Origin of the sequence: Gorillibacterium sp. CAU 1737 (assembly GCF_039888655.1) — a bacterium.
In the GTDB taxonomy this organism is placed as follows: domain Bacteria; phylum Bacillota; class Bacilli; order Paenibacillales; family NBRC-103111; genus Gorillibacterium.
On record NZ_JBDQQO010000002.1, the window covers coordinates 476354 to 500532 of the forward strand.

The 24179-nt window shown below is 55.0% G+C and carries 27 protein-coding genes; 9 read left to right on the forward strand and 18 right to left on the reverse strand.

What is annotated here, in order from left to right:
* Positions 1 to 6: 6 nt before the first annotated feature.
* Positions 7 to 1080, reverse strand: a complete 1074-nt coding sequence (locus AAFN83_RS06680; protein ID WP_347768048.1) for a Gfo/Idh/MocA family protein — start codon at positions 1078 to 1080, stop codon at positions 7 to 9.
* Between the two features lie 158 nt (positions 1081 to 1238).
* Between AAFN83_RS06680 and AAFN83_RS06685 the strand changes: the two genes are divergently transcribed.
* The 5 genes from AAFN83_RS06685 to AAFN83_RS06705 all read left to right on the forward strand — a co-directional run bounded on the left by AAFN83_RS06685 (position 1239) and on the right by AAFN83_RS06705 (position 5569).
* Positions 1239 to 2126, forward strand: a complete 888-nt coding sequence (locus AAFN83_RS06685) for a helix-turn-helix transcriptional regulator (protein WP_347768050.1) — start codon at positions 1239 to 1241, stop codon at positions 2124 to 2126.
* Between the two features lie 175 nt (positions 2127 to 2301).
* Positions 2302 to 2454, forward strand: coding sequence for a hypothetical protein (locus tag AAFN83_RS06690; protein WP_347768052.1), 153 nt, complete (start codon positions 2302 to 2304; stop codon positions 2452 to 2454).
* Between the two features lie 206 nt (positions 2455 to 2660).
* Complete coding sequence (locus tag AAFN83_RS06695) at positions 2661 to 4235, forward strand: YifB family Mg chelatase-like AAA ATPase (RefSeq protein ID WP_347768053.1); 1575 nt, start codon at positions 2661 to 2663, stop codon at positions 4233 to 4235.
* A 139-nt stretch (positions 4236 to 4374) separates the two neighbouring features.
* Complete coding sequence (locus AAFN83_RS06700) at positions 4375 to 4977, forward strand: DUF4352 domain-containing protein (protein ID WP_347768055.1); 603 nt, start codon at positions 4375 to 4377, stop codon at positions 4975 to 4977.
* Positions 4978 to 5257: 280 nt separating this feature from the next.
* A complete protein-coding gene (locus tag AAFN83_RS06705) occupies positions 5258 to 5569 on the forward strand; it encodes a hypothetical protein (protein WP_347768056.1) in 312 nt (103 codons plus the stop codon).
* 132 nt (positions 5570 to 5701) lie between these two features.
* Here the strand turns inward: AAFN83_RS06705 and AAFN83_RS06710 are convergent, their stop codons facing one another.
* On the reverse strand, positions 5702 to 7696 hold the full coding sequence (locus tag AAFN83_RS06710; RefSeq protein WP_347768057.1) for a glycoside hydrolase family 127 protein: 1995 nt from the start codon (positions 7694 to 7696) through the stop codon (positions 5702 to 5704).
* Between the two features lie 149 nt (positions 7697 to 7845).
* Here AAFN83_RS06710 and AAFN83_RS06715 point away from each other — a divergent pair, with 149 nt between their 5' ends.
* Positions 7846 to 8721: a helix-turn-helix domain-containing protein gene (locus AAFN83_RS06715; protein WP_347768059.1), complete on the forward strand. Its 876-nt coding sequence runs from the start codon at positions 7846 to 7848 to the stop codon at positions 8719 to 8721.
* A 27-nt stretch (positions 8722 to 8748) separates the two neighbouring features.
* Here AAFN83_RS06715 and AAFN83_RS06720 read toward each other — a convergent pair whose 3' ends face one another.
* From AAFN83_RS06720 to AAFN83_RS06740, 5 genes are all read right to left on the reverse strand, one after another.
* Positions 8749 to 9213, reverse strand: coding sequence for a hypothetical protein (locus AAFN83_RS06720; RefSeq protein WP_347768061.1), 465 nt, complete (start codon positions 9211 to 9213; stop codon positions 8749 to 8751).
* 150 nt (positions 9214 to 9363) lie between these two features.
* Positions 9364 to 9768, reverse strand: coding sequence for a YraN family protein (locus AAFN83_RS06725; RefSeq protein ID WP_347768062.1), 405 nt, complete (start codon positions 9766 to 9768; stop codon positions 9364 to 9366).
* Complete coding sequence (locus AAFN83_RS06730; RefSeq protein WP_347768063.1) at positions 9765 to 10058, reverse strand: EscU/YscU/HrcU family type III secretion system export apparatus switch protein; 294 nt, start codon at positions 10056 to 10058, stop codon at positions 9765 to 9767. The genes AAFN83_RS06725 and AAFN83_RS06730 overlap by 4 nt, the downstream gene beginning before the upstream one ends.
* On the reverse strand, positions 10055 to 11773 hold the full coding sequence (locus AAFN83_RS06735; protein ID WP_347768064.1) for a hypothetical protein: 1719 nt from the start codon (positions 11771 to 11773) through the stop codon (positions 10055 to 10057). Before AAFN83_RS06735 ends, AAFN83_RS06730 begins: the two co-directional genes overlap by 4 nt.
* 47 nt (positions 11774 to 11820) lie before the next feature.
* Positions 11821 to 12522, reverse strand: coding sequence for a ribonuclease HII (locus tag AAFN83_RS06740; protein WP_347768065.1), 702 nt, complete (start codon positions 12520 to 12522; stop codon positions 11821 to 11823).
* An 88-nt stretch (positions 12523 to 12610) separates the two neighbouring features.
* Here AAFN83_RS06740 and AAFN83_RS06745 point away from each other — a divergent pair, with 88 nt between their 5' ends.
* Positions 12611 to 13087: a hypothetical protein gene (locus AAFN83_RS06745; protein ID WP_347768066.1), complete on the forward strand. Its 477-nt coding sequence runs from the start codon at positions 12611 to 12613 to the stop codon at positions 13085 to 13087.
* A gap of 143 nt (positions 13088 to 13230) precedes the next feature.
* On the opposite strand, the gene ylqF is transcribed toward AAFN83_RS06745, so the two are convergent.
* From ylqF to AAFN83_RS06790, 9 genes are all read right to left on the reverse strand, one after another.
* Positions 13231 to 14109 carry a ribosome biogenesis GTPase YlqF gene (gene ylqF, locus AAFN83_RS06750; RefSeq protein ID WP_347768067.1) on the reverse strand — a complete coding sequence of 293 codons (879 nt, stop codon included), beginning with the start codon at positions 14107 to 14109 and terminating at the stop codon, positions 13231 to 13233.
* A 49-nt stretch (positions 14110 to 14158) separates the two neighbouring features.
* Positions 14159 to 14749, reverse strand: a complete 591-nt coding sequence (gene lepB, locus AAFN83_RS06755) for a signal peptidase I (RefSeq protein ID WP_347768068.1) — start codon at positions 14747 to 14749, stop codon at positions 14159 to 14161.
* A gap of 118 nt (positions 14750 to 14867) precedes the next feature.
* Positions 14868 to 15209 carry a 50S ribosomal protein L19 gene (rplS, locus tag AAFN83_RS06760; protein ID WP_347768070.1) on the reverse strand — a complete coding sequence of 114 codons (342 nt, stop codon included), beginning with the start codon at positions 15207 to 15209 and terminating at the stop codon, positions 14868 to 14870.
* Between the two features lie 216 nt (positions 15210 to 15425).
* Positions 15426 to 16313: a tRNA (guanosine(37)-N1)-methyltransferase TrmD gene (gene trmD / locus AAFN83_RS06765; protein WP_347768071.1), complete on the reverse strand. Its 888-nt coding sequence runs from the start codon at positions 16311 to 16313 to the stop codon at positions 15426 to 15428.
* Positions 16314 to 16315: 2 nt separating this feature from the next.
* Complete coding sequence (rimM, locus tag AAFN83_RS06770; protein ID WP_347768072.1) at positions 16316 to 16831, reverse strand: ribosome maturation factor RimM; 516 nt, start codon at positions 16829 to 16831, stop codon at positions 16316 to 16318.
* Positions 16832 to 16968: 137 nt separating this feature from the next.
* Entirely contained in the window at positions 16969 to 17199 is a 231-nt protein-coding gene (locus AAFN83_RS06775; RefSeq protein WP_347768074.1) for a KH domain-containing protein, read from the reverse strand.
* 24 nt (positions 17200 to 17223) lie between these two features.
* On the reverse strand, positions 17224 to 17496 hold the full coding sequence (gene rpsP / locus AAFN83_RS06780; RefSeq protein WP_347768076.1) for a 30S ribosomal protein S16: 273 nt from the start codon (positions 17494 to 17496) through the stop codon (positions 17224 to 17226).
* A 58-nt stretch (positions 17497 to 17554) separates the two neighbouring features.
* On the reverse strand, positions 17555 to 18937 hold the full coding sequence (ffh, locus tag AAFN83_RS06785; protein ID WP_347768078.1) for a signal recognition particle protein: 1383 nt from the start codon (positions 18935 to 18937) through the stop codon (positions 17555 to 17557).
* A gap of 54 nt (positions 18938 to 18991) precedes the next feature.
* Positions 18992 to 19360, reverse strand: coding sequence for a putative DNA-binding protein (locus AAFN83_RS06790; protein ID WP_347768079.1), 369 nt, complete (start codon positions 19358 to 19360; stop codon positions 18992 to 18994).
* A gap of 545 nt (positions 19361 to 19905) precedes the next feature.
* On the opposite strand from AAFN83_RS06790, the gene ilvA reads away from it, so the two are divergent.
* Together ilvA and AAFN83_RS06800 are read left to right on the forward strand one after the other, a co-directional pair.
* Positions 19906 to 21171, forward strand: a complete 1266-nt coding sequence (gene ilvA / locus AAFN83_RS06795; RefSeq protein ID WP_347768081.1) for a threonine ammonia-lyase IlvA — start codon at positions 19906 to 19908, stop codon at positions 21169 to 21171.
* An 89-nt stretch (positions 21172 to 21260) separates the two neighbouring features.
* Entirely contained in the window at positions 21261 to 22430 is a 1170-nt protein-coding gene (locus tag AAFN83_RS06800) for an S-layer homology domain-containing protein (RefSeq protein WP_347768082.1), read from the forward strand.
* Between the two features lie 85 nt (positions 22431 to 22515).
* Here the strand turns inward: AAFN83_RS06800 and AAFN83_RS06805 are convergent, their stop codons facing one another.
* Together AAFN83_RS06805 and ftsY are read right to left on the reverse strand one after the other, a co-directional pair.
* Positions 22516 to 22944 (reverse strand): hypothetical protein, encoded by a 429-nt coding sequence (locus AAFN83_RS06805; RefSeq protein ID WP_347768084.1) that lies wholly within the window; start codon positions 22942 to 22944, stop codon positions 22516 to 22518.
* Positions 22945 to 23091: 147 nt separating this feature from the next.
* Entirely contained in the window at positions 23092 to 24090 is a 999-nt protein-coding gene (ftsY, locus tag AAFN83_RS06810) for a signal recognition particle-docking protein FtsY (RefSeq protein ID WP_347768086.1), read from the reverse strand.
* Positions 24091 to 24179: the final 89 nt, after the last annotated feature.

Below are 24179 nucleotides of genomic sequence, written 5' to 3' on the forward strand. Positions count from 1 at the left end.
TTCGGTTTACAAAATGATCTGACGTCCTTCTTTTGCCGACTGGTACACAGCATCGAGAATCTGGGTAACAACCGCAGCCTGCTCCGGCAGTACGACCAGCTCTCCCTTACCGCGGATTGCATGGAAGAAGGTTTGTTGCTCGACAACTTCCGGAGTGGTGGTGTTACCGTCATAGAAGGCAACTCCTCCCGCTTCCAGGTTAGGCTTCAGCTCGTACAGTCGGTCATTTTTCGTTCCATTGATCGTCAGGCCATTCAACATGTCCGCCCCGGCCTTCGTACCGCACAGAACCGTCTTGGCCTCATGCACGTCCAAGGAGTTGAGTGCCCAGCTTGCTTCCAATGTAATCGTGGCGCCATCTTCCATCACAATAAAGCCAAAAGCACTGTCTTCCACTGTAAACTGATCAGGATTCCATGGTCCCCAAGCATTGGCAGGCTGGGTTTCCCCGTTGAGCTTATGGTATACCGTACCTACCACGCTCTTCGGTTTATAATTGTTCATCATCCAAAGCGTTAGATCGAGTGCATGCGTGCCGATATCGATCAAAGGGCCTCCCCCCTGCTCGTACTCGTTCAAAAATACCCCCCATGTGGGTACAGCCCGGCGACGGATAGCTTTCGCTTTCGCATAATAAACGTCACCCAGTTCCCCGCTGACGCATTCCTGCTTGAGGTAAGTACTATCCGGACGGTAACGATTTTGGTAGCCGATCGTTAGCAACTTATTCGTTTTCTTGGCGGCCTCTACCATCTCTAAGGCTTGCGCGTAGTTGATCGCCATTGGTTTTTCACACATCACATGCTTTCCAGCATGAAGGGCAGCAACCGAGATTTCACAATGAGAACGGTTAGGGGTACATACATATACAGCATCTAAATCCAAGCGGATCAGTTCCCGATAATCCACAAACACCTTTGCATCGCTTGTGCCATATTTTTTTGCAGCCTCTTCCGCACGTTCTTTGATAATGTCGCAAAAGGCAACTACCTCCGCAGTCCCTTCTTGTTGGATAGCCGGCAAATGTTTACCGTTGGCAATGCCTCCACATCCGATAATCCCAATTTTTATAGGTTCCATCCGATCTCATCCTTTCATCCTCTTTCAAAAGGTTCATCCTGCTGTGTGTTCTATTCGATGAAATTATAGTATATTGATTCAAGATTAGCTTGCCGTAAACCATATATCTTGTGCCATAATTAGCTACGATGCACTTGTTGTTGTGAGGAGAAATGATGATGGCTAACCAAATGTATGATTACGAAATTGCAAGAGACAACCAGGCAGATCCCGCCTGTTGGAATTCTCCAAATAACAATTGCGCCCCCCATTTTCACAGCACGTTAGAACTGGTGTATGTCCGCAGCGGCATCATGGAAGCGACACTAAACGGGCAATTTTTCAGTATTCAAAGCGGTGAGCTTTTGTTGGTCCCAAGTTATACGGTGCATCGCTACGTAACACCGGACAAATCGGATACCGTGGTTATGACCATTCCTCTCTCCTATCTTCCAACCTTTCAAAAGGTTCTGAGAGGAAAAAGCTTTGCGCAAAGTCATTTGTCGGACAAAGCACTAACTAAAGAAATCGCACGCTGCATGCGCTGCTGCTGCACCTTGCAGCAAACGAGGCCGGATTCTAAGGCGCTAAAAGGGTATATCCATGTGATCATGGCCTTACTGACAGAAACCATTCCATTAGAAGAGATCCATGCAAAAGATGATGATGCATTGGTCCGCAATATCCTTACCTATCTACACATCAATTACAAGAACCCCCTGTCACTGAGATCCATTGCTGAGGATTTTGGCTATAGTGCCAGTCGGTTCTCTCATATCTTTAATAAGCACATCGGGTGCAGCATCAGCGAATACGTCAACGCCTTGCGATGCAGGCAGGTCGCGGGCATGCTATTGGATGGCGAGGAATCCATCACTCAGATCGCGTTGGGTGCTGGCTTTAATAGCATGCGGACCTTTTACCGCTCGTTTATGCATGTGTTTGGGATCAGCCCAAGCAAGTATGTTGAATTGTCGAAAGAAAATGACAATCTCAAGCACTCTAGTGCAAGCTATCATTCCCCGCATCACGACAGTGCCGCACCTGCACCTGCATCCGAACGATGATCCCTCGAAGGCTTGAGCAGGATCTCCGTAAAGGACGGTGAGCGTGCGCGAAGAGTTGGAAAAGCCTTTAACGGTATGAGTTACTGTAAAGAGTTTTCCAATTTGCGCAACCGCCTCCCGTTTCAAGAGTCTATATGGAAGAATGCCCATCTTCCGAATCGGAAAGGAGCTCGTTATGTTCTTCATCATCCTCATCCTGCTGTTCCTGCTTATCCAAACCATTCTCCTCTTCAGCATAAACGCCAAGCTATCCCCTTCAACCAAAGACTTGGTTCAACGAGCACTCGAACGAGATGGAATCGCTGATCGCATGAAAAATTCAGAATGAGGGTTTCGGGTTCATGAACCCTCGTCTGATCATTCAGATGAAATGTCTGCCTAACCGAGAAGCTTAGGCAGGAATTTACTCCCTTACGGCGAAATGGGTAAGATCGGATCAAATTCAATAGCATCCAGGAAAAAGGAAGCACCTTTTCCGCAAACAGCCGCCCCTGTCACCAGGGAGATTCGTTGTTTTTGGAGGAGGGCTTTTTTATGTTTGCCAAAGTGACCACCGCCTGCGTCGTCGGAATGGACGGCCAGTTGATCGAAGTGGAGGTAGACCTGTCCCACGGTCTCCCCCAAGTAAACCTAGTCGGCCTTCCAGATTCTGCGGTTCGCGAATCGGTCGAAAGAGTTCGCGCCGCCATCCGCAATTGCGGGTACACGTTTCCTCAGGAGAGGATCACCGTCAATTTGGCCCCGGCCGACGTACGGAAAGAAGGGACATCTTATGACCTGGCCATTGCACTGGGCATGCTGCTTGCAAGCGGTCAGCTCTCCCCTGCGCAATTAGCAGACACCCTTGTCATCGGGGAGCTTGCCCTGAACGGAGACCTGCGTCCGGTGCCAGGCGTTCTCGCTATGGTTCATCATGCGAAGGCGCACGGCTACGAAAAGGTTCTCTTGCCTGCCGCCAACGAAAGAGAAGCCTTCCTGATCGACAAGATTGCCGTGTGTGCGCTGACAAATCTGAAGGAGGTTCGTCCGTTTACAGAAGGCAACAGCCATTGGTCGAAGTCCGACAGGCTTCAGGAGCAGCTTGGCGCTGTCGAAGCAAAGCCAGCATCGGATAAGACCAGCGCCGATAGTCTGCCAGAGCAAGGGATCGACTATGCTGACATTTGCGGACAGCTGCATGCAAAACGGGCTCTCATGATCGCAGCGGCCGGTTTCCACAATGCTCTCATGATTGGACCGCCGGGTACCGGCAAAACCATGCTGGCTCGTCGACTCCCTACGATACTTCCCGTGCTCGACGACGAGGAAGCCATGGAAACAACCAAGCTGTACAGCATTGCCGGGAAGCTCATGAGCCGTTCCGAGCTGATGCGCGTCCGCCCTTTTCGCGCGCCGCATCACACGGTATCCTCCGCAGGCTTAATCGGCGGAGGGTCTGTTCCTCGTCCGGGAGAGGCCAGCCTAGCCCACAACGGGGTCCTCTTCCTCGATGAATTGCCCGAGTTTTCCCGAGCGACCTTGGAGGTGCTCCGCCAGCCGCTCGAGGACCGGAAGGTGACCATTGGACGCGCCAAAGCTGTATATACCTACCCGGCGAGTTTTATGCTTATCTGCTCCATGAACCCTTGTCCGTGCGGCTTCTATGGAGCAGACTCCGCTCATGCCGCGTGCACCTGCTCCCCCAATCGGCTGCTTCAATACCGCTCGCGGATCTCCGGCCCGCTGCTCGACCGCATCGATCTGCACGTCGAAGTTCCCCGGGTAGATTTTCAGGAATTGAGTGCTTCGATGCCGTCTTTATCTTCTGCCGAGATGAAGGCGCATGTTTTGGCCGCACGTGAGGTGCAATCGCGGCGCTATGCGGGCACTGGCATTCGCTGCAACAGCGAGCTAACCGGCCGCCTGCTTCGCAAGCATTGCCGCCTGGAGCCGAAGGCGGAGGCGATGCTGGGGCAAACTTTCGAGGCCCTTGGCCTCAGCATTCGGGCGCATGACCGCATTCTCAAGATCGCGCGGACCATCGCAGACCTGGAGCACGAGCCCGCCATTGCGGTCCGACACGTTGCGGAAGCGGTGCAGTTCCGCCAGTTGGACAAACGAGACAGGTAAACAGCCATCTGTTCAATCGATTTTTCTCTAGCGGATTCGATCTTTTATGGAATATTCCCCCTTTATTTGCACTGGAATCTATGGTAGTCTCAGAGGATGCTGAGCATTTATACCTATTTAAAAGGGTAGTATGGCTGAAATGAAGAAACCGATTCATAAAAAGTGGTGGTTCTGGGTACTTATCGTGATTTTGTTGGGAATCATCGGGGCTCAACTGGGCGGAAAAGAGGAAAAAACCGTTTCCGGCCCTTCCAGTTCGACAGCAGGTGCCAAGACAGCAACGGATGGCTCATCGCCAAGTCCTGAAGCATCCAAAGAGCCAGAGGAGATCGCCATCACGAAGCCTGGCGAAACCATTACGACGAAAAACTTCAAGCTGACCGTCGAAGCCCTCAACAAGCTTTCCGGTTCGGACTTTGTTAAGCCGACGGATGGCAACGAATTCGTTCAAGTGGTGGTTCTGATTGAAAACATCTCCAAGAAGGACTACATGGTGAGCTCGGCTTTGATGTTCGATGCGTACCAAGACGACTTCTCCATCAATCAGGATTTCATGGCCTTGACCTTGGACAACAAGCTCTCCACCTTAGACGGCGAATTGGCAGCAGGCAAGAAGCTGCGCGGTCAATTGGCTTATGAAGTGCCGAAGGATTGGAAGCAGCTCGAAATCAACGTAGACCTGACCAAGCTCAGCTTCAGCAATGACGGGGAGATCAAAATCAAGCTTCCCAACGAAAAGTAAGCACGTTATGATCTGCATTAGGTCAAATGCAACAAATGCAGGAAGCGTCAGCCTCCAAGCTGGCGCTTTTATTTGTCCCACAGGTTCAGAAAGTGTCGAGAAATATAGGCAAAACCGATCATGTTTTGCGGATTTATTTCAAATTCCTGCTTTCTTCGCAAAAAAATCTATGGTAATCTCAGATAATGCTGAGCATCATTACCTTTTCAACTTCAACCTTTTAACACTTGAGGTAATAAGAGTAAGGATGGGCTTTAATCCAATTTGGGGGAATGCGTACATGTCGACGGCAAAGGTTTGGATGTTAATTACTGGTATTTTTGAAATTCTTCTTGGTATTCCCGTTTTGGGAGGACTGTTCATATTGAGCACCTTCTATACACCGTTGTTTGTTATGTTTTTCCTGCATATTGTCACTCTCGCTGTATCTGCGAGATACAATGAGGCGAAACACGGCTCCATTTTAGGTATCATCACATCCTTGGTTGCTGTGATCCCCTTCGTGGGAATGGTCATGCACTTGATTACGGGAATTCTGCTGGTGGTAAGCGCCGCTCAAAAGCAACCGCAGCACCGCACCACCAACATGTAATACGAATAAGCAGCATTTTGGTCAAATGCTGCTGAAAGACAGCAAAGCCCATTCGCTACCCACCCGGGTACGAAAGGGCTTTGCTTATTTTTCTTATGTGTCCCATTTATGCATCCGCGAGGCGGGGAGGAATCAGCCGAGTTGCGGCTGTTCCTTCACCCATACGGTCATTTCCCCTTTGCCACGGTTGGCCCATGCGTAATAGGGAATGAACACCGCGTGGAACGGCTTCGTCACCGGCGGCCGATCAGCGTGGTAGAGGGTGTCGCGGTCGGAATCCGGACGTTCCATGCGCCACGCCTCTGCATGAAGAACGATCATTCCATCCAGGAGCTCCTCATCCCATTCCGGCTGGATCGGAGCCGAAGACTCCGATCTCGAGAGCCACACTTGACTAAGCAGAGGCCCGTTATCAGCTTCCTCCAGGCAGTAGACCAGCGGTCCCCGCTGCAGGGCAACCTTCCCGGCATCTGCTCTCACCTTCGGATGGCTGTACAACCTCAGCACCGGCATCTCCAGCGCCAGCTCGATCGTATCGCCGTCCTTCCACTCTCTTTCAAGATGGAAGTACCCGTCTGCCTCCGGCGTCACCAGAATGCTCTCCTGCCCATTCACGAGAAGGCGAGCACCGCGGCTCCACTCGGGTACCCGAAGGGCTAACGCGAAGGAAACGGGAAGAGCCGTCTGCACCTGGAATCGCACGTTTCCGCTCCAAGGCAGTTCTGCTTGTTGATCCAGCATCACGTCTTGTCCCTTCACCTGAACGGTCGCTTTCCCTCCAATGTAAAGATGGGCAAACACCGTATCGTTCTGAACCGTATAGAGATAATCGCCAAGCGATGCGATCAGACGAGCAATATTCGGAGGACAGCAAGCACAGCCGAACCATTCCTGCCGCACCGGCTTGACATGGTTAAAGCCAAGGTTTTTTCCCTCACAAACATGGGGTTCGACCTCAAGCGGATTCACATAGAAGAAGTGACGACCGTCCTTGGCCATTCCCGCAAGCACCGTGTTATACAAAGCCCGTTCCATCACATCGGCATACTTGCGCTGAGGACTCATCTGGAGCATTCTCCAGGCGAAAAAGATCAACCCAATCGAAGCACAGGTCTCCGAATAAGCCGTATCGTTCGGGAGATCATAGTCGACGGAGAACGCTTCCCCTTGCGCCATGGAGCCGATCCCGCCTGTTACATACATCTGCCGGGAAGCAATGTTCGTCCATAAGCGCTCACAAGCCGCTTTCATGGCCTCGTCTCCATTGATTCTAGCGACATCCGCCATTCCGGCGCAAAGGTAAACCATCCGTACCGCGTGACCAACCGCTGTATCCATCTCAACCACCGGCTTATGCGACTGCCAATATTCCGGCTCAAGCTTCATTGGTCCCGGATGCCAATGCCCCGTCCAGCCGCGCTTCTCGGCCTCTTCTTCAAAAAAGTTCGGCTGTTGGCCGCGCTTGTTCAGGAAGTAATTGCTTAGATCCAAATACTTTTGATTTCCTGTCGCCCGGTAAAGCTTGATCAACGCAAGCTCCACTTCAGGATGCCCGTCATAACCGGGAAGCTGCCCAGGACCATCTCCGAATACGTCTGCGATATTGTCCGTCATGCGACATACCAGGTCCAACAGCGGGGTTTTTCCCGTCGCCTCGTAATAAGCGACCGCCGCTTCCATGAAGTGGCCGGCAACATACAGCTCGTGGCATTCTGCCAAATTGGTCCACCGCTTGCCAGGCTCCTTCAACGTATAGTACGTATTCAAGTACCCATCCTCAAGCTGAGCTTTCTCTAGAATCGAGATCATCTCATCCGCAATGGCTTCCAGTTCGGGGTCTCGTTGTTCTTGAAGCACGTAACCAATGGCCTCCAGCCACTTGGCGATGTCGCTGTCCTGAAAGACCATCCCGCCGAATTGACCCTGCTCCAGTCCAGCTGCTATTTTAAAGTTTTGGACCGCGTAGCTTTTTTCCGCTCCAGGGATGCGATCATTCAAGGCCTCCCATTGGTAAGGCAATACGACATCCCGCACAAGCGAACGATAGTTGCTCCAGAATGCATCCTCTATCTTGGCGTGAACCGTATTCTCTGCTAGTGCCCCATTGTTTTTCCATTCTTGGGTCATCGCTGCGAAGCCTCCTCTTGATTTGCACAATCTTCACTTGCTATTATGGATTGTATCCCTTTTTCCATTAGGAGAAAATCAAGAGAAGCAACTTCTTTCTATCAATATTTCACACAAAATCTGCAATGGCTAAAATAAGGAGACTTTCCATGGAGACATCCCCCATCCTGCGGTTTTCGGTTCCGCCCGTCCCCTACCTTCTGGAGAGCGGCCGGGTTGACTATGCTCCGGGAGATCGCCATCCGGATCGACAATCCATCGGCGTATTCGATCTGATCGTGGTGGAGGAAGGCATGCTCTACTTGGGGGAAGACGACTTAACCTGGAGCCTCAGTCCCGGTCAAAGCCTTGTGCTGCTTCCCAACCGGTTCCATTACTCCGTCAAGCCCGTCGAGACGAGGACCGTATTCAGTTGGGTACACTTTCAAGCGGTAGGCGAATGGACGCGAAGCGATCCAGGCGGGGAGCCCGCTGCTCCCGATTACGACGCTCACTGGAAGCAATTCGGGACATCCCCGCACTCGCTGCGCATAAAACAAAGCTGGAGCTTTCCCGATCCCGAGCAAGCTTTTCACCTGCTGAATCGTTTGCATGAAGCGGAGCAAGAACGGCCGTCGCTTGCTTTTTGGGCACGGCAGCAAGCCTTTGAGGAACTGCTTCGCCACCTTGACTTACGGCAAAACGATCGGGATGCCAGTCCAGTATTGGCTCTGGCCGAGCAAGCAGAAGCCTACCTCAAGGCTCATTATCCACAGCCCATTACAAGCGGAATGATGGCCGAAGCCTTGTCCTTTCATTACAATTACATTTCCCGATGTATGAAGCAGGTTTATGGGCAGCCTCCGATGGAATACCTGATGAATTACCGTTTGGAGCAGGCCAAGCTGCTGCTTGTCAAAACCGAATGGCCGATCTCGGAGATCGCTGCTCGCGTAGGCTTCGAGAGCCTGTCGTACTTCACCAGCTGCTTTTCGGCCAAGGTTGGACTGGCCCCCACCAAATACAGAAGCCGCTACCTCCGGTAATCCGAGGCAGCGGCTTATTGTGGGTAGTTACTTGTATTGTTCAGGGTAAAGCTCTTGGTTTACTTGTTGAGTTTCCTCCACAAATGCTTCATACAGCGACGGTTCCTTCTCGGATTGGCTTGTGAGCAGCTGTTCAAATCGCGCAATCACATCGCCTTTCCTCTCCAATTCCTTCCATACCCGCTGGACAGCAGGATCTGTTGAGTCGCTTTGGTCGGCATAAGCCGCACTCTCGATGGCATACAGGTCCTTGTAACCGGCAAAAGCTTGAAGAAACCGTTCCCGATCGCTTTGGGGATTTCGTGCGGCTTCCAAGTCAGCTGCCTCCGTCTGCTTAACCTTCACGAGCTGTTCATCGATAGCCACTTCACATGGAACAACAACAGAGGTTTCTCCAGGCTTAGCCTTATCCACCACGCCATTCGCCAGTGCCACCCCGCCAAAAATCAGGGAACAAGATACCGCAAGAACCACCCACGTATGCTTTTTCAACTGATCTTCCTCCTATCGCACCAACCCATTGGCAGGCTTTTCCTTATTGACGCGAAGTAGGGTAGAAAAGTTGCGGAACGACCACGATTCGCCACAGCATAAGTCGGGGTCCTCAGAGAGACTGAACCTCAAGATAGGGCCGAATAGCAGTTAAAAGGCATGCGGATAATGCTCCAGGCTCTGAATCATCCCCTGCCCGTCCAACCGCACCGCAATGACATCAAACCGTATGCGGCTGTCGCTGCGCCGATTCTGATGGAGGTAAACCTCGGCGGTTCGACGGACTTGCAGCTGCTTGCGCCCATCCACGGACTCCTGCGGGGAGCCAAACCGCGCAGAGGGCTTCCGGGTTCGGACCTCCACGATCACGAGACATCCGTCCTGCTCGGCAATCAGATCCAGCTCACCGGAGCGGCAACGCCAATTTCGCTGCAAGAGGGTATACCCCTTCTCCTGCAAATAGCGGGCAGCCGCTTCTTCTCCGATTGTTCCCGTCCTCCGGCGTGTATCCGCCGCCGCACGGCCAGATGGCGGAGGGTTCTCCTTCATCCTCATTCCGCTGTTCCGCCCCCTCCTGCCTTGCTGTCCATCCGGTACACAAAGCTGAGAATCTCTGCCACCAGTTGGTAAAGCTCCTCTGGTATTTCCTGATTCAGCTCCAGCTGTCCCAGTACCTCCACAAGGGAAGCATCCTCCTGAATGGGAACGCCGTGCTCGCGGGCTTTTTGGAGGATATCCTCGGCTACCAGCCCTTTGCCTTTGGCCACAACCGAGGGGGCTTGCATCTCTTGGGGACTGTATTTGAGCGCCACGGCCTTCTTCATCTTCGAAGAGGAGTTCTTCATATTCGCACATCCATGCTCTTGTAGGGTCGGGAGTGATAGTCGAGTCGTTCCCTCAAGCCAACGTCGGCCCATCCGTCCGTTGCCGCTGTCTCCTCACCCGAAGGGCGAAAGGTCGGGTACTCTCCAGTCGTGAGAAAGGCCAGGCGATAACCCGTCGATTCCAACATGGCCGAGAGTTCCCCGCGGGCCGATTCAAAAATCCCATTGGGTTTGCCTTGGCCGTTCAGAAGCCGGATGCCGACCGCCCGGTCGGTCACCTGCACATCCACAATCATCGGGCCGAGCGTCCGCATCGACAGGTCGAAGAGCAGCCGGCAGTTATCCGCATCCAGCTCGCCGCGGCTCCCCCTTCGCGATTCGATATGAACCGCAGCGGTCTGCTGCCCTTGTTCGTTGTAAAAGGGGACCATCACCGTCAGATGAGCAAGCGGCTGCGTCCGATCTCCTGCGAGCAGGAGCTGCTGCCCGGTAACCTGCAGCAAAGCCCGGCTCGCGGATTCTTTCAGCGCGGGGGGCAGGTCCTCTTGGCGGCTAACCTGTAAGAGCAGCTCCTTCAAGGTTTCCCCGCCTTTGGCATGCGGGCCTTCCGCTCTCAGCCCTCCCAACTGCTCGCTTCGCTCTGCAAGCTTAGCCTCGTGCTCGACGCCGAGCTCCGTCAGCAGCTGACTCAGCCAGTCAGCTCTCCCCGCTTGCGGGCTGGCAGCAGCATCCGCTGCGGTCTCCCCGAGGCCGGCGGCGGCTAGCGGCGGCCCTGCGGTACGCTCCGGCGCGAGGCGCCCTGCGGCGGCAGCGCTCTCCGGCAGCGCCGATGGCGCGGCATCGCCGGGCGCTTGCGCAGCACCGGCACCTGCCGCTGCGCTGGCCGCCGGGCGACTCGCCGCAGCCGCAGGGTTCGCCGCCGGGGCGGTCTCCGCCTGGACGCCGGCGTGAGCGCCGTCCGGCGTTGCCGCGCCCGCCGGGCTAGCGGCGCGGCCCGCGCCGAGGTCCGCCGCCGCGCGGGCAGTCCCGGCAGCCGCCGCATCCCCGCGCGCGCCTTGCTGCACCGCCTCGGCCAGCCGCGTAAGCAGCTCGCCGAGCTGGCGGAGCGGCGCGGCATTCTTGGCTGCGCCGCCTTCCTCTGCGAGCGCCGCGCGGATCTGCTGGCCAAGCGTCGCCAGCGTCTCATCCGGGCTCGGCCCGGAGGTAAGGCTGGCGAGCGAGGCCAGTGTCTCCCGGCTCAGCGGCAGTCCCTTGGCCAGCGCGAGGCGAACGGCTGCCTGCCACTCCCCCTTGCCGACTCCTGTCGGCGGTGATTGAAGGGCCAGCGCCGCTTCCTGCACGCCGGTCTTCGTCACAGGCAAGCCGAGCTCCTCAAGAAGCGCAAGCGCCTGCTGGTTTCCCTTTGTCGCAGACAAGCCCAAGCCTGCGAGCTTTCCGTCCGTTTGGGCGGGAGCGGCTCCTTGCGGAAGCTCCGAAGCCGTCTGTGCCAGCTTCAACCGGATGGCTCCGTCCGCGCCGGGTGGCTGAACCTGGAGCCATGCCGCATCTCCTGCCGACAGTCCGACTTCCAGTAATGCCTGAACCGCCACACCGTTGATCATGACCGTGGCTTGCCGGTCCGCACCGACATTTCCCACTACCCCGCGGACAATCTGCCCCGGCTTGAGCGCAAGCGATCGAGCTTCCCCGGTCCGCAGCTCTCCAAAGAGACTACGAACCGCTTGTCCAATGTTCATCTCCTCGCCCCCTTCCTACCTTCTATATCGGCAGGATGCTCCGCTTCTCAGAGATCCAATTGAAATTCCTGCTGCTCCGCTTCCATCTCTGCAAACAAGTTTTTGAGAAAGGTTGTGCGATGCAGGGGCGTCGGACCAAATGCCTTCAGCATGTCCCGATGCTGCTTGGTCGCGTAGCCTTTATGTATGCCGATGCCGTACTCGGGATATTGCTTGTCCCATTCCAAGCACATGCGGTCCCGGGTTACTTTGGCAAGAATGGATGCCGCCGCGATCGATTGGCTGCAAGCATCCCCGTGAATAAGGGCAAGCTGGGGCAAGGGGGAATCCACCTTTTCCGCGTCAACAAGCAGATAATGCGGGGAAGGATTCAGCTGCTCGAGGGCCTGCTTCATGGCAAGTCGAGCCGCCTGCTTGATGTTGATCCGGTCGACCACTTCATTTGAGACCTTTGATATTCCATAGGAAACCGCTTGTTCACAGATCATCTCGTACAGCTCATCGCGCTTTTTGGCGCTGAGCTTTTTGGAATCGTCGACTCCCTCCAGCACGAGACCTTTCGGCAAAATGACGGCGGCCGCGACGACATCTCCAAACAGGCAGCCCCGACCCACCTCGTCAATTCCGGCAATAAACGTCAAGCCCCTCTCCGACCAGAGCCTCTTTTCGTATTCGAGCAAATCTACATCCGGTTTCTCCACCGCTTTTTTCATCTCAACCGCACTCCTGCGGGAATCCAACGTTCCCATTTCTATGATCCTCGTATTATACTAAAATTCAGCCATCTCAGCATCCCTACCTGTGCATTTTCCATCCCATCCAAAAGGAGAAATCTGCATGACCGAAAGCATCGAAATCCCAAAATGGAGCCATCGTGAGCTTGCCGTATCCTGTTTCAATCAAGTGTGGGACCTGCTGGACAAAGTGACTCGGACCGAGCAGGAAGACGAGCAGATGGCTCACCTCTGCCACACCTCTTACTGGCATTGGACCCAAACCCCCGAACACACGGTAAAAAATCTAAGCATCGGCTGCTGGCAGCTGGCGAGGGTCTATGCCGTTCTGGGACGGGGGGAAACCGCTCTTCGTTACGCCAAGCAATGCAAAGACGTATCCCTTCCGGCGGAGCTGGCACCTTTCTACAAGGCATATGCCTTTGAAGCGGAAGCTCGAGCTCTTCAGACACTGGGCCTTCACGAGCAAGCTCAGGAAGCCCTTCAGGAAGCGAAGAAGCTCGCAGAGCTTATCACCGACCTGTCGAGTCAGGAAGCGCTCTTGAACGACCTCAAGACCATTGAGGCTGAGCTCGCTTAAGTGCCCCGCGATTCTGCCCATCCGAGAATAAGTCCATAACAAAATAACGGACATCTGCTACCCTTACCCGTCCTTCGAAGGTGCATTCCCTCGAATAGATGGTGAGAGTCTTGGATGTCCGTTTCGTTTTGCAGCATTCCCGTTCAGCCCAAGTCCAACGGGCTTTCCAGGCTGACGCGGCCAAGCTTGCCATCGCGTAAATCCCGGAGGAACAATTGCGAGGCTTTCTCCAGATCGACTCGTCCGCCGCTCACCAGGCACCCGCGCTTGCGCCCGATGCCTTCCATGATCGCAACCAACTCATCCGGGTTGTCCACGTCCAGCTGATCCGGATTGATCGAAAGCAGGTAGCGTTCGTTCAGTTCCTTCGCATAATGCAGGCCGAGGTATTTCAGCGTGTAAAATACGACGTCTTGGACATGAAGCACTTCGTCACGGATAGCGCCGGTCGCAGCAAGCCGCACCCCGACCTTTTGATCCTCAAACTTGGGCCACAGAATCCCCGGCGTATCGAGCAAATCCAACCCTTCCGCCGTCTTGATCCACTGCTGCCCCTTGGTCACGCCGGGCTTGTCGCCGGTGATGGCGACCTTTCGTCCCGCCAAGCGGTTGATCAGCGTCGACTTGCCTACGTTCGGGATGCCGACGATCAGCCCGCGAATGGCCCGGGGATTCACGCCTCGCGCCCGTTGGGCTTCGATCTTGGCTGTCAGAAGCTCCCGGCTTCTCGGAACGATCTCCTTCACGCCGGCGCCGCTGTTCGCATCGATCGGAAGTGCATCAAGGCCTTGCTCCCGGAAATAAGCAACCCACTCGGAAGTGATCTTCGGATCGGCCAGGTCCTGCTTGTTCAGCAAGATAATTCGCGGCTTGTCCTTCAAAATCTGGTCGATCATCGGGTTTCGGCTCGACAACGGCACACGGGCATCCAGCAGCTCGATGGCGAGATCGATCAGCTTGAGCTTTTCTTCAATTTGACGGCGTGCCCGTGTCATGTGACCGGGAAACCATTGAATGGTCAAGCGGCTCACCTCTCTTCGGTACCGAAGAGACCGAGCCCGTCTCTATCGGTTAGTTCTTATGATTGACGATTTGTGCTTTGTTTAACGGCCAGAAGACGATGTCCGCCCGACCGATGATTTCACCGTAATTCACGGGGCCGATGATTCGGCTGTCCGTGCTGTCCACGCGATTGTCGCCGAGGACAAAAACAGTCCCTTCCGGAACGGTCTGCTCCGGAAAATCCGCACTGTAGTTTCCGTTGGTTTCTTCCTTGTATCTCTTCGCAGCATCTGCAATATAAGGCTCGTCCAATGGCGATCCATTTATGTATACGGTGCCGTCAGAGATGGAGATGGTTTCTCCCGGAAGGGCGATGACCCGCTTGATGTAGTCCTTTTCCTTCGAAGCATGGAAGACGACAACCTCTCCACGATGAGGCTTACGCAGGTGATAAATCCATTCGCTGACAATCAATCGTTCGCCTGTAAAAAAGTTCGGCTGCATCGAAGGTCCATCGACGATAAATGGCTTGAAGATAAACATGCGGATGACGATGACCAAAACCACCGCGATCAGAATTGCTTTGGACCACTCCCAAACTTCACTTTTGGCAGCAGGCTTAACCGGCTCAGCAAGCTCGTCCTTCTCGTCCAGTTCCATGGCGGGGCCTCTCTTTCTCCACATCGAATGCCGTTCAACTTATCCCCGGGGGACAAATCGCACCTGAAAAGCAATCAACGAAAAGGGGCTTGTCTCAACAACAAGCCCCTTGGTCGTTTTAGCGGATTTCTTGAATTCTGGCTGCCTTCCCGCGCAGACCGCGCAGGTAGTACAGTTTCGCACGGCGGACTTTACCGCGGCGAGCCACTTCAATTTTGTCAATCTTCGGGGAGTGCAGCGGAAGCGTACGCTCAACGCCTACTCCGTAGGAAATTTTGCGAACGGTAAACGTTTCGCTGATTCCGCCGCCGCGGCGCTTGATAACCACGCCTTCGAACAGCTGAACCCGCTCGCGAGAACCCTCGATAACTTTCACATAGACCTTCAGCGTATCGCCAGGGCGAAAGCTCGGAATGTCTTTGCGAAGTTGTTCCTTCGTAATCTCTTGAATCAAATTCATAGGATTCCCTCCTTCCCCACAGGTGTTCATGGCGCTCTCATAGATGTCGGTACTGAGAAGGTAGGCGCAGAGGACCACCGGATTAAAAACCACAACATGAATCATGATACCATATCATCCTGCAAAAAACAACACGAAAAGAGGCGCTGCTGCGCACTTTTTCAGCCGTTCTTCCCGTTCACAGGAGACGAAAACGGACCCCAAATCAGGCGAACATCATGACGTCGTCGAATTCTCTGCGGGATCGGTTTGGCGAACCTTTTCCGCTTCCCACTGCTCGATTCGCTTGCGCTCTTTGGCCGTAAGCTCCACCGAGGCCAACAGGTCCGGACGGCGTTCCCAGGTACGGCGAAGCGATTGCTCGCGGCGCCACGCCTCAATATTGCCGTGATGGCCGGAGATCAGCACATCCGGTACATCCCAGCCGCGGAAGCTGGCAGGCCGCGTAAAGTGTGGATACTCCAGCAAGCCGGTGCTGAAGGAATCCGTCACGGCGGAGGTTTCATTGCCGAGAACCCCCGGCAAGAGGCGCACGACGCTGTCGATGACCACCATCGCCGGCAGTTCCCCGCCTGTGAGCACATAGTCGCCGATGGACAGCTCGTCCGTGACAAGATGCTCGCGAATGCGCTCGTCATAGCCCTCATAGTGGCCGCAGATGAACACCAGGTGCTCCTCGCGAGCCAGCTCTTCCGCTTTGCTTTGGGTGAAGGTCTCTCCCTGCGGGCACATGAGGATAACGCGCGGACGCACCGGCTGGGCCTCCTGCGTCCTGACATCCTCTCCGTGATTCTCGACCGGAGTCGATGTCTCGACACCTGCCCCACTCTCACCGTCCCCGGCTTCGCGGACCTCGACGGGAGCCTCTGCTTGCTGAGCCAGCAGGTCTTCCACCGCTGCAAAGATCGGGTCCGGCTTCAGTACCATGCCGCCCCCGCCGCCAAATGGATAGTCGTCTACGGTGTTGTGCTTGTTGGTCGAATATTGGCGGAAGTTCACGGTATCCAGCTGAACGAGCCCTTTGTCGCGGGCCTTTCCGAGAATGCTCGCTCCGAAAACCCCATCGAACATCTCGGGGAACAGCGTCAGTACGTCAATTCTCATCGTTACAGAAGTCCCTCCATCAGTCGGACCGTTACTTTTTGGGCCGTCTTGTCGACCGTTACTACCACGTCATCAATGTAGGGAAGGAGCAAGTCCTTGCCATTCGGCATCTCCACGACCCAAACATCATTGGCTCCCGGCGTGAGGATTTCCTTGATGGTGCCGAGATCCTCTCCTTCTTCTGTGAACACGCGGCAACCAATGATTTCGTGGTAATAGAATTCCCCTTCGTCCAGATCAACCAAGTCTTCACTGCTCACCTTGACTTCCCAGTTCTTGACCTTCTCGGCGGCGTTGATGTCTGCAAATTCCTTGAATTTGACCATCCACACGTTCTTTTGCGGACGGCCCGATTCCACCGTCACCGGAAGCCGCTCGCCCTTCGGACCAAGCAGAAGCAGCTCACTTCCTTTGGCGAAGCGTACATCGGGGAAATCGGTCTGTGGAACGAGCTTCAGCTCGCCGCGGACCCCGTGGGTGTTAACGATTTTCGCAACATTATACAGTTTCCCTTCCATGTGAACCCCCTTGAATGATGGACGGATCGGGCCCGTCCGAACGTTTCGAACCCCTTTGCTTCCAAAAACACACAAAGAGCCTGCCCGGCGTCGGCCGGAGACAGACTCCCCCCGCTCGTGCTTAGGATCCCATCCGCTTAGGACAGGATCTCCACAGACACGCGCTTGTTCTCCTTCACGGACGCCGAAGTGACAACCGTTCGGAGTGCTTTGGCGATGCGTCCTTGCTTGCCGATTACCTTCCCGATATCACTCGAGTTCACCGACAGCTCATACACGATGCCATATTTGTCTTCCACTTCGTTCACACGCACATCTTCGGGATGATCAACCAACGCTTTCGCGATCACGGTCACTAGATCCTTCATGGGCATTCCTCCAACCGATTTCGGTTACTTCTGGAGTTTGGATTCGTGGAATTTCGTCATAATTCCAGCCTTGCTGAACAGGCTGCGGACGGTATCGGAAGCTTGAGCTCCGTTTTGGAGCCACTTCAGCGCTTTCTCTTCGTCAAGGGTAACCGTAGCCGGCTTCGTCAGCGGGTTGTACGTCCCGATCTCTTCAATGAAGCGACCATCGCGGGGCGAACGGGATTCCGCAACGACGACACGGTAAAAAGGGGCTTTGTGAGCACCCATACGTTTCAAACGAATGCGAACTGCCATGATTAAATGTCACCTCCTTACTAGAATAACAAGCGGATTTATCAAACGGCCATCACAATCAGCCGAATGGAAAACGGAAGTTCTTGCCCATCTTGCCGAGCGGGCCTTTGCCTTTGTTCTTGAAGCCTTTGCCTCCCGGACCCATCATCCCGGAGAATTGCTTCATGACCTTGCGCATATCGTCAAACTGCTTGATCACTTTGTTGACTTCCTGGATCGATGTTCCGCTGCCGTTCGCAATCCGCTTGCGTCGGCTGGCGTTGAGTAGCTCCGGCTTCTCCTTCTCGATCTTGGTCATCGAGCGAACGATGGCGGTTACACGACCGAACTGCTTGTCGTCAACCTTCATGTCCTGAGCGCCCTTCAGCTTGCCCATGCCCGGAATCATGTTCATGAGCTCATCCAGCGGTCCCATCTTCTTCACTTGCTCCATCTGCTCGATCAGGTCGTCGAAGGTGAATTCGGCGTTACGCATTTTGCGCTCCATCTCTTTCGCCTTATCGGCATCGATGCCCGCCTGCGCCTTCTCGATCAGGGTGAGCATGTCGCCCATGCCGAGAATCCGCGAAGCCATCCGATCAGGATAGAACGGTTCGAGCGCGTCGGTCTTTTCACCCATCGCCGCAAACTTGATCGGGCAGCCGGTTACCGCTTTGACGGACAAGGCTGCACCACCGCGGGTATCGCCATCCAGCTTCGTCAGGACGACCCCGGTCAGCTCCGTCTGCTTGTTGAAGCTTTCGGCCACGTTGACGGCGTCCTGCCCGGTCATGGCATCCACGACGAGCAGCACTTCATCCGGCGAGACCACCTCGCGGATTTGCTTCAGCTCGTCCATGAGCGCTTCGTCGATATGCAGACGTCCGGCGGTATCGACGATCAGGTAATCGTGGTTGTTGTCCTTGGCATGCTCCAGAGCGTTCTTGGCGATCTCTACCGGGCTTGTCTTGTCGCCCATGGTGAAGACCGGGACCTTGAGCTGCTCCCCCAGCACCTGCAGCTGCTTGATGGCAGCGGGGCGGTAGATATCGCACGCTGCGAGCAGCGGACGGTGATTCTGCTTCTGCAGCAGGCGGGCCAGCTTGCCGGAGGTGGTCGTCTTCCCTGCGCCTTGCAGACCGACCATCAGGATGACCGTCGGCGGGCGATTCGAGCGGGCCAGCTTGCTTTGCGTACCGCCCATCAGCGCCGTCAGTTCCTTGTTGACGATGTCGATGACGACCATGCCGGGCGTAAAGCTCTTCATGACCTCTTGCCCGACAGCCTGTTCCTTGATCTTGGCGACCAGTTCCTTCACTACCTTGAAGTTAACGTCCGCTTCCAGGAGGGCAAGCCGCACTTCGCGGAGGGCTTCGTTCACATCGTCTTCGGAGAGCTTGCCTTTGCCTCGCAGCTTGCCGAACACATTCTGCAGTCGACTGGACAGACTTTCAAATGCCATTGCCGCACCTCCTCTTCGATTCCCTAGTTACCCATGGTACACCATCTATACGGTCTAGCCTTCTATTTGTTCCAATTGCTCGATGCAAGCGAGCGCCTTCTTGCGGAAGTAGCTGTCGCGCTCATCCGGCTTCCAGGTGTCCACCGCCGTCTTGAGATCGGCGAGAATCGCCGTTCTTCGCTCGTGATCGGCAGCGAGGCCCAGCTTCTCCTCGTACCCTTCGAGGGTGGCTTCCGCGCGGCGAATGTGTTCGTACACGGCCTGACGGCTGATGCCGAACTCCGCGGCGATCTCGCCGAGCGACAAATCATCGAGAAAATAACACGTCAGAAAGGTTTGCTGCTTCTCGGTGAGGAGCGGTCCGTAAAAATCGAACAGCAGATTCACCCGGGTTGTCTTCTCGAGCACGTTGTCCGAGGACATGCCGCCTTCCCTCCCCGTAAAGAAAAAAACCTTTACACATCATCAACCTTGAACAGTTTACCCGAATCCGATCCGATTGTCAACCACTTAACGTTGTCACGTTTCCCTCTTTTCATTTGACAAAAAAGATGACATCACGGTATAAATGGAGTGAATGCGTCTATAGTAGAAGAAACCCGACAATTCCATGAAGAGAGCAACACCGCCGGACCTTCCGCCCCCAGAGAGTTGGCACATGCTGCGAGCCAATGGTTGAACCCGCCGGATATCCTCTCGGAGAAGCGAGGCCGAACAACGGGACCTGCAGAAGTCATCATGAATGAGACTCCTCTCTCCCCTAAGAGTAAGCCTTGACGGCATGCCTCCGTTACCGGGCACGCGCTGGCAGTCAGCGCAGCAAAGCGTCGTGCTTGTTCGACCGCGTCGCCTTCGGGCGACCGTTTCTCATGCACGAAACAAGGGTGGTACCGCGAGAACGTCTCGTCCCTTCGGGGAACGGGGCTTTTTTTATTTTTATTGCATCAAAAGAGAAGGATGGGATGGTCATGATGGGAGTTTCGCCCGATGATCGAGTCGGGATGCAGGAGATTGTGTACGCGCACCATATGCTGAAGGATGTCATCACCCGGACTCCGCTCCTTCGGGATTCGTACCTGTCCGGCAAATACGGCTGCAACGTCTTTTTAAAGCGAGAGGATCTGCAGGTGGTCCGCTCGTTTAAGATTCGCGGCGCCTACCACCGCATCCGGTCCCTGACGGAAGCCGAACGGGCCAAAGGCATTGTCTGTGCCAGTGCGGGCAACCATGCCCAGGGCGTCGCCTATTCCTGCCAAGCACTCGGGATCCAAGGCAAAATCTTCATGCCCAGCACCACCCCCCGGCAAAAGGTAACCCAAGTGAACTTTTTCGGCGGCGCGAATGTGGAAGTCATCCTGACAGGCGATACCTTCGACGACGCCTTCGCGGAAGCGATGCGCACCTGCGAGGAGACGGGCATGACCTTCGTCCATCCCTTCGATGATGCGCGCATTGTGGCCGGCAACGGCACGATCGGCATGGAGATTATGGAAGACATGCAGGCCCCCGTCGATTATCTGTTTGTTACCGTAGGGGGCGGCGGTTTGATCTCCGGCGTCGGGGCTTATGTGAAAGCAATCAGCCCGGATACAAAGATCATCGCCGTCGAGCCGGAGGGTGCCGCCTCGCTCAAGGAATCTTTTGCGCGCGGCGAAGTCGTTACGCTTGATACCATCGAGAAGTTCGTGGACGGAGCTGCCGTCAAGCGAGTCGGCAGCCTGAATTACACCATTGCCCGCGAGGTCGTCGATGACATCGTCCTCGTACCGGAGGGAAAAGTTTGCACCACCATTCTCGGCCTCTACAACCAGAATGCCATTGTGGCCGAGCCTGCCGGCGCTCTCCCCATCGCCGCCCTCGATTTCTATCGGGAGGAGATCAAGGGAAAGAACGTCGTCTGCATCATCAGCGGCGGGAACAACGACATTGATCGGATGCAGGAGATCAAAGAGCGCTCGATGATCTATGAGGGCTTGAAGCATTATTTCACGGTTCAATTCCCTCAACGGGCCGGAGCGCTCCGCGAGTTCCTCGTCGATGTCCTCGGACCGACCGACGACATCGTGCTCTTCGAATATACGAAGAAGAACAACAAGGACAACGGACCTGCGCTTGTAGGCGTTGAACTCAAAAACCGCGAGGACTATGAGCCTCTTCTGGGGCGGATGAACAAGAAGGGATACCCGTTCAAGGAGCTGAACGAAGATCCTATTCTTTTTCAGCAATTGATTTAGAGGCGTCTGCAACCTTTTTCGGGGAACCTCCGTCTGGAGGGTGCTGGAGGGAACTTTCTCCAATCCAACTCAGATGAGGTGAGCTTTTCATGAACATGAAAAAAACAACCGCCGCCGTATCCCTGGCGGCCATCCTTGCCGGTACGCTCGCAGGTCAAGCCTTCGCGGCCAACGGCTTTCAAGATTTGAAGGGCGTTCCCCAAGCAACCCAGATCGAGACCCTCCGGGAACGTGGAATCGTGCAAGGCGTGAAAGACGGTATTTTTGCTCCGAAGGAAACCCTTACGGTAGCGGAAGGCATCACCCTGATCGTCAATTCGCTTCGAGATAGGCTAGGCCTTGAAACCGTCAAGCTGGCTGGACCGAACGCCACCTTCCCGAAGGTTTCCAACCAAGCGTGGTACGCCTACTCCTTCTCGATTGCAGGCTACAAGGCGTTCGGCCTTCCCGAAAACATCGATCCCAACCGACCGATAACAAAGGAAGAGTACGTCTTCTATCTGCAGCAAGCGATCGAAGCGACCGGTCAATACCCGCTCATCAAAATTTACATCAACATCACCGATGGTGATTCGCTTACCACGTCGTACCAAGGAGCCATTCAACGGTCCCTGATCATGAAGATCAGCGAGCTGGACTCGGCCGGCAACTTCAATCCGAAGGCCGTATTGACCCGTGCGGAAGCCGCTCAATACGCCTACAATGCGATGACGTATGTCGAAACCCGCAAGTCCCTGGAAGAGGAGCTAGCAAAGGATCCCTTTGAAGCGGAAGCCCAGCTCACCGGCGGTTCGGCCATCTACCGGATCGTGAAAGGGTTGGAGATGAGCTTTGCCGCGATCGACTTCAATGTCGTTCCGACGCCCAACGAGCTCTTCCCGAACGTTTCGAATGACGCGTTTTATGCAGACGCTCTAGTGGTTGCCCACGGCCATGGAGTGGAGCTGCCGAAAACCTTTGATCCGTCCAAGGCGCTCACCCGAGAGGAGTTCACCTTCTACCTGCAGCAAGCGTTGGAGAAATCCCGTCATTATCCGCTGATCAAGCTCGTTCCTGCTCCCATCGCGGACGAAAACGACATCACCCCCGAATACCAAGGAGCCATTCAACGCGCCTTGAACAAGGGCATCATCAGCTTGAACAAGGACGGCGAGTTCCTTCCTAAGGAGTTCATTACCCAGCAGGAGGCCACCGACCTGCTGCAAAAGGCTGTCGACTACGCCGCCGCCCATCCGGACACGGGTATCGTCGCAGAGTAACTCGCCTGATCCGCAAAATGAATACGGACCTCTCCTCCCACCTACCGTGGAGGATGAGGTCCTTTTTTCATGCATTCTTCCCCCGTTACCAATTGCTGTCCTCCGGCATGTCTTCTGCATGGACCCATTCGACCTGAATGGAACGCTCACCGGACTTCCGGAACTCGCAGATCGCTTCCCATGCTGCCTCTACGGGTAAAAAGAGGCCGACCGACGCGTACCACTCATCCGATAGATCGACCCATTCCTCTAGAGCGGACCGATTGCTTAAGGACAGCCATTCCTCGGTGACTCTATGGTTGGTAAGGAGGAGGTACTTCAAGTAGATTCCATGCTCCTGATTCAAAAAAAGCAGAAGCGACCGCGCCCCCTTCTCCTCGTCCTCATAATCGAGGACTGCCGTTCTCGTTCCTTGTTGGCAAAGGGCGGGAAGCGCCTCGATCAGTTGCTGTCTCAATAGGTCCTCACTCGGGTTGTCAATCACCTCACCGCTTGGCATTTCCGCTCGAAGCATCCTGACTCCTCCTACTTACGATTCTCCTTTATTTGAAGAAAAGGCTCAAACGAAAGGAATCGTTTGAGCCTTTAGCAAACCTTACATTCAACCGACCATCGATTATCCACATGGCCGGTAATTACAGACACTTCCGTTCTTGACGAGCTATGCCTCGTCCTTCTCGCCTTCTGATTCCTGAATCATTCCGGCGAAGAGGGCATGGACGAATTGCTCGGAATCGAACTCCTGCATGTCGTCCATCTTCTCCCCTAAGCCAACAAACTTCACGGGAATGTCCAGCTCCTGCCGGATGGCGATGACGATGCCACCCTTGGCTGTGCCGTCCAGCTTGGTGAGGATGAGGCCGGTCACTCCGGTTTTCTCGCCAAACAGCTTCGCCTGGCTGAGCGCATTCTGTCCGGTCGTCGCATCCAGAACCAGCAGCACTTCGTGAGGGGCGTCGGGAATCTCGCGCTTGATGACGCGATAGATTTTGTTCAACTCTTCCATGAGGTTGACCTTGTTCTGCAAGCGGCCTGCCGTATCGCACAGGAGCACATCCACGCCGCGGGTTTTCGCCGCCTGAATGGCGTCGAACATGACGGCAGCTGGGTCCGATCCGGCCTGCTGGCGGATGACATCAACGCCTACGCGCTGCCCCCACACCTCCAACTGCTCGATGGCCCCAGCGCGGAAGGTATCTCCAGCTGCGAGCATTACCTTCTTGCCGTCCTTCTTGAAACGGTGGGCCAGCTTGCCGATACTGGTCGTTTTGCCGACTCCGTTCACACCCACGAAGAGGATGACCGTGATGCCGCTGGAGGCCATGTGGAGCGAAGTGTCCGCTTCGCTTCGGAGAAGGGCGACGAGCTTCTCGGAGAGAATGGGCCTCAGCTCGGCCGCCTCTTCGATCTTGCGCTTCTTCACCTCGGAGCGCAGCTCGTCGATCAGCTTCATGACCGTGTTCACGCCAACGTCCGCCCGGATCAGAATCTCCTCGAGCTCCTCATAGAACTCCTCGTCGATCTTTTTGTGCCGGAACAAGAGGTCCTCGAACTGCTCCACGAACAGATCGCGCGTCTTGGTCAGGCCTTCCTTGAATATGGTGGTCACCGCCTCGGTCTTGCTGGCGATGCTGTCTTTAAGCTTTTTGAAGAAGCTCATGCTTCATCCTCCTTGTATCCTCTTCCGAACGGATTCCTTGTCTTTCGCATAAACTCCTTCGTTTCTTCAACCTTTTGACCTTTTGATCC

Excerpts from the sequence above, each read along its gene's own strand:
- AAFN83_RS06725 (WP_347768062.1), bottom strand. The coding sequence starts at position 9,768 with ATGAGGATGAAGGAGAACCCTCCGCCATCTGGCCGTGCGGCGGCGGAT.
- AAFN83_RS06685 (WP_347768050.1), top strand. The coding sequence starts at position 1,239 with ATGGCTAACCAAATGTATGATTACGAAATTGCAAGAGACAACCAGGCA.
- AAFN83_RS06740 (WP_347768065.1), bottom strand. The coding sequence starts at position 12,522 with ATGGGAACGTTGGATTCCCGCAGGAGTGCGGTTGAGATGAAAAAAGCG.
- ilvA (WP_347768081.1), top strand. The coding sequence starts at position 19,906 with ATGATGGGAGTTTCGCCCGATGATCGAGTCGGGATGCAGGAGATTGTG.
- AAFN83_RS06680 (WP_347768048.1), bottom strand. The coding sequence starts at position 1,080 with ATGGAACCTATAAAAATTGGGATTATCGGATGTGGAGGCATTGCCAAC.
- rimM (WP_347768072.1), bottom strand. The coding sequence starts at position 16,831 with ATGGAAGGGAAACTGTATAATGTTGCGAAAATCGTTAACACCCACGGG.
- lepB (WP_347768068.1), bottom strand. The coding sequence starts at position 14,749 with ATGGAACTGGACGAGAAGGACGAGCTTGCTGAGCCGGTTAAGCCTGCT.
- ftsY (WP_347768086.1), bottom strand. The coding sequence starts at position 24,090 with ATGAGCTTCTTCAAAAAGCTTAAAGACAGCATCGCCAGCAAGACCGAG.
- AAFN83_RS06735 (WP_347768064.1), bottom strand. The coding sequence starts at position 11,773 with ATGAACATTGGACAAGCGGTTCGTAGTCTCTTTGGAGAGCTGCGGACC.
- AAFN83_RS06790 (WP_347768079.1), bottom strand. The coding sequence starts at position 19,360 with ATGTCCTCGGACAACGTGCTCGAGAAGACAACCCGGGTGAATCTGCTG.
- AAFN83_RS06730 (WP_347768063.1), bottom strand. The coding sequence starts at position 10,058 with ATGAAGAACTCCTCTTCGAAGATGAAGAAGGCCGTGGCGCTCAAATAC.
- AAFN83_RS06710 (WP_347768057.1), bottom strand. The coding sequence starts at position 7,696 with ATGACCCAAGAATGGAAAAACAATGGGGCACTAGCAGAGAATACGGTT.
- AAFN83_RS06800 (WP_347768082.1), top strand. The coding sequence starts at position 21,261 with ATGAACATGAAAAAAACAACCGCCGCCGTATCCCTGGCGGCCATCCTT.
- rpsP (WP_347768076.1), bottom strand. The coding sequence starts at position 17,496 with ATGGCAGTTCGCATTCGTTTGAAACGTATGGGTGCTCACAAAGCCCCT.
- AAFN83_RS06705 (WP_347768056.1), top strand. The coding sequence starts at position 5,258 with ATGTCGACGGCAAAGGTTTGGATGTTAATTACTGGTATTTTTGAAATT.
- AAFN83_RS06690 (WP_347768052.1), top strand. The coding sequence starts at position 2,302 with ATGTTCTTCATCATCCTCATCCTGCTGTTCCTGCTTATCCAAACCATT.
- trmD (WP_347768071.1), bottom strand. The coding sequence starts at position 16,313 with ATGAGAATTGACGTACTGACGCTGTTCCCCGAGATGTTCGATGGGGTT.
- AAFN83_RS06700 (WP_347768055.1), top strand. The coding sequence starts at position 4,375 with ATGAAGAAACCGATTCATAAAAAGTGGTGGTTCTGGGTACTTATCGTG.
- AAFN83_RS06805 (WP_347768084.1), bottom strand. The coding sequence starts at position 22,944 with ATGCTTCGAGCGGAAATGCCAAGCGGTGAGGTGATTGACAACCCGAGT.
- AAFN83_RS06715 (WP_347768059.1), top strand. The coding sequence starts at position 7,846 with ATGGAGACATCCCCCATCCTGCGGTTTTCGGTTCCGCCCGTCCCCTAC.
- rplS (WP_347768070.1), bottom strand. The coding sequence starts at position 15,209 with ATGAATTTGATTCAAGAGATTACGAAGGAACAACTTCGCAAAGACATT.
- AAFN83_RS06745 (WP_347768066.1), top strand. The coding sequence starts at position 12,611 with ATGACCGAAAGCATCGAAATCCCAAAATGGAGCCATCGTGAGCTTGCC.
- AAFN83_RS06695 (WP_347768053.1), top strand. The coding sequence starts at position 2,661 with ATGTTTGCCAAAGTGACCACCGCCTGCGTCGTCGGAATGGACGGCCAG.
- AAFN83_RS06775 (WP_347768074.1), bottom strand. The coding sequence starts at position 17,199 with ATGAAGGATCTAGTGACCGTGATCGCGAAAGCGTTGGTTGATCATCCC.
- ffh (WP_347768078.1), bottom strand. The coding sequence starts at position 18,937 with ATGGCATTTGAAAGTCTGTCCAGTCGACTGCAGAATGTGTTCGGCAAG.